General features: G+C 63.8%; 4 protein-coding genes. 3 read left to right on the forward strand and 1 reads right to left on the reverse strand.

Annotation, left to right across the window (positions count from 1 at the left end; translation table 11 throughout):
* The 3 genes from CCR82_RS15540 to CCR82_RS15550 all read left to right on the forward strand — a co-directional run.
* Nucleotides 1-278 (forward strand): transaldolase family protein (locus CCR82_RS15540; RefSeq protein ID WP_276570588.1); only part of this gene is annotated, 278 nt, incomplete at its 5' end.
* Nucleotides 279-363: 85 nt separating this feature from the next.
* On the forward strand, nucleotides 364-852 hold the full coding sequence (locus tag CCR82_RS15545) for a YHS domain-containing (seleno)protein (RefSeq protein ID WP_201246725.1): 489 nt from the start codon (nucleotides 364-366) through the stop codon (nucleotides 850-852).
* Nucleotides 853-869: 17 nt separating this feature from the next.
* A complete protein-coding gene (locus tag CCR82_RS15550) occupies nucleotides 870-2,249 on the forward strand; it encodes an esterase/lipase family protein (RefSeq protein WP_201246726.1) in 1,380 nt (459 codons plus the stop codon).
* A 73-nt stretch (nucleotides 2,250-2,322) separates the two neighbouring features.
* Here CCR82_RS15550 and CCR82_RS15555 read toward each other — a convergent pair whose 3' ends face one another.
* Complete coding sequence (locus tag CCR82_RS15555; RefSeq protein ID WP_207191021.1) at nucleotides 2,323-2,709, reverse strand: hypothetical protein; 387 nt, start codon at nucleotides 2,707-2,709, stop codon at nucleotides 2,323-2,325.
* Nucleotides 2,710-2,875 lie beyond the last annotated feature (166 nt).

Here is a 2,875-nt window from a genome sequence, read left to right on the forward strand (position 1 = left end):
AGATCCTGGCCCTGGCCGGCTGCGATCTGTTGACCATCGCACCGCCGCTGATGGATGCGCTCGATCAGGCCGAGGGCGAGGTGCCGCGCCGCCTCGATCCAACCCATGCGCTCAGCGACGGCGAGGCACGGGTGTCATTCGACGAGCCGAGCTTCCGCTGGGCGCTGAACGAAGACGCCATGGCCACCGAGAAGCTCTCCGAGGGCATCCGCAACTTCGCCGCCGATACCGTCGAGCTCGAGCGCTTCGCCTTCGAGACCTGTACCCAATGTCGTTAAACGACACCCTAGCCGGCGCACGCCCACGTTGGCTTGCTCCGGGTGGGGATGGGTTTCCCAGTGCGCGACCAAGAGAGGCTGCACGATGTTCAACAGAGCACTGACCTCATCCATGACCACCACAGCGGTGGCCCTGGCCCTGGCACTGAGTCCGTTGTCGGCTCAGTCTCAGCGACTGCCGACCGACATGAGCCAGGACCCGGCGATCGAGGGCTACAGCCCGCTGTCTTACTTCGAGGTCGGCCGCCCAGAGAAGGGCTCGTCCGCCTATACCAGCACTTATCAGGGCAAGGAGTACTGGTTCACCAGTGCTGAGCAGGTGGCACGCTTCGAGGCCGATCCGGCGGCCTATGCACCGGCGTTCCCGGATCATTGCCCGTACAACCTGTCGCTGGGTCGTGCGGTGGCGATCGATCCGCGCAATTTCCTGATCCTAGGCGATCACCTGCTGCTCTTTCACGACCGCGAAGAGATGGCGAGCGTGGGTCAGGGACTCGATGCCGAAAAGGCCGACCGGATGCTGCAGCGTGCCCGTGCGACGCGCACAAATCTGCTCCAGCTCAGGTTCGATTGACGCTGTTGGGATTGACGATGTCAGTCTTCGCGTCGTTCAGTCTGCGCGTCTTCGCGCTGAGCCTCGGCATCGTTGCATTGATCGGCTGTGCGCGGATCGCCAAGCCGGATCTCGAGCGGCTCTATGCGAGCGCCACCGACAGCCCGGGGCAGCCGCCGGTGGTGATCATCCCCGGTCTGATGGGCACGCGGCTCGAGGATGCCGAGGGTCGCGAGGTCTGGATCGGCTCCCTGCAGCGCGCGCTCTGGTCGCGTTATGACGACTTGGCGCTGCAGATCGACGCGGAGACGCTCAGTCCCGATCCTGGCGGTATTCACCCGACCACCATCACCGACCGGTTTGCCGGCCGTGATTTTTACGCTTCGATCATCCGCACCCTGGAGCAGGCAGGTGGCTACCGTCGCGCTGAGCCTGGTCAAGCGCCAGAGGGGACACGCAACTATTACGTCTTCACCTACGACTGGCGGCAAGACAATGTCGACACCGTGCGAGCGCTCGATCAGTTCATCGAGCAGATCCGAGGCGATCATGGCGGCGAGGTCCCAGTCGATATCATTGCCCATTCGATGGGCGGACTGATCACGCGCTACTACCTGCGCTATGGCCCGATCGATGTGACGCGGGACAACCAGTTCCCGGTCAACTATCACGGCGAGGAACGGGTGCGCCGCGTGGTGCTGCTGGGCACCCCAAACCTAGGCTCGGTGGAGTCGCTCAAGGCCTTCATCGCCGGGCGCCAACTCGGTCTGCGCCGTGTGCCGCCCGAGGTGCTGGTCACCTTTCCGAGCTTCTACCAACTGTTTCCGCATCCGATCAATGACTGGCTGCTAAATGCTGAGGGCGAGCCGCTTGACCTCGATCCGTTCGATCTGGAGACCTGGCAACGTTTTCAGTGGTCGATCTTCGATCCCGAGGTGCGCGAGCGTATTCGGGCGCGCTACGAGGACCCAGCGGCCGCAGAGGCGCGCCTCGCGCTGCTCGAGCGCTGGTTCCACAAGTACCTGGAGCGCGGGCGGCGCTTTGTCTGGTCGCTGACCCTCGAGATGGACCGGGCACCCTGGAGCCTGGTGGTGTTCGGGGGTGATTGTAAGCTGACGCCGGCGCGTCTCGTGGTGCATGAGACCGCTGTCGGCTCCGGACTCTATCTGCGCCCGGAGCATATCGGCAGCGGTCGCCCTGGGATCGATTACTCGCAGCTGATGCTGGAACCGGGTGATGGCACCGTCACCAAGGCCTCACTGCTGGCCCGTAATGTCCTCGATCCGCTCGTGCCACGGCATCCCTGGAGCTTTTTTCCGCTCGATTATCCGCTTCTGCTCTGCGCTGAGCACAGTGCCCTGACCGGTAACCTCTTTTTCCAGGACAATCTGCTGCACTTTCTGCTGCATCGTGAGTGACGCTGGACTCGGATGTGGCTGGACCCTGGGGCAGCGCAGCGCTGTCGGCTCCGCTTGCTTCGGTGCATGACGCTCAGTCACCGTAGTAGCCACCGAGCCGACGGCTACCGCGCTTGATGTACGGGTTGCCGTGGCGGTCGTAGCAGCGGCTGCCGGTCACCTCTCGCAGTCGGCCATCGATGCGAACCGTCTTAGAGACGCGACTGCAGCTGCGCGATCCGCTGTGATGACGATAGGAGCGCGGGCTCCGCGAACGGTGATTCGAGTGGCTTGATCGATGATGGCTGAAGCCATAGATCGACGAGCCGCGGTAGCCGCCTGTCGACCAGGCGTGGACCGGCTCCGGCACCATCAGCGCCATCGCGCTGAGGATGAGCCAGGCGCCGATGCCGGCTCGGCCCAGAGACCGCCAACGCGGCCGAATCGCTGGCCCCTGCAGAGCGCTCCTGGCGGTGTTCATTGCGTGATCGGAATCGCCGCGCGCTTGCTCAATCGTGACAGTAGGCGTGTTCATGGGCTCTCAACCTGGGTTAGCGTTTGCAGTCGGCGGCTCATCCAGCGGCACCGCGAACAGATCGAGAAAGAAGCTCAGCGCGATGAACAGCTCGATCACACTGGCCAGCTCG

The organism is Halochromatium salexigens (genome assembly GCF_016653295.1).
Classification (GTDB): Bacteria; Pseudomonadota; Gammaproteobacteria; order Chromatiales; family Chromatiaceae; genus Lamprobacter; species Lamprobacter salexigens.

Excerpts from the sequence above, each read along its gene's own strand:
- CCR82_RS15555 (WP_207191021.1), bottom strand. The coding sequence starts at position 2,709 with ATGAACACCGCCAGGAGCGCTCTGCAGGGGCCAGCGATTCGGCCGCGT.
- CCR82_RS15550 (WP_201246726.1), top strand. The coding sequence starts at position 870 with ATGTCAGTCTTCGCGTCGTTCAGTCTGCGCGTCTTCGCGCTGAGCCTC.
- CCR82_RS15545 (WP_201246725.1), top strand. The coding sequence starts at position 364 with ATGTTCAACAGAGCACTGACCTCATCCATGACCACCACAGCGGTGGCC.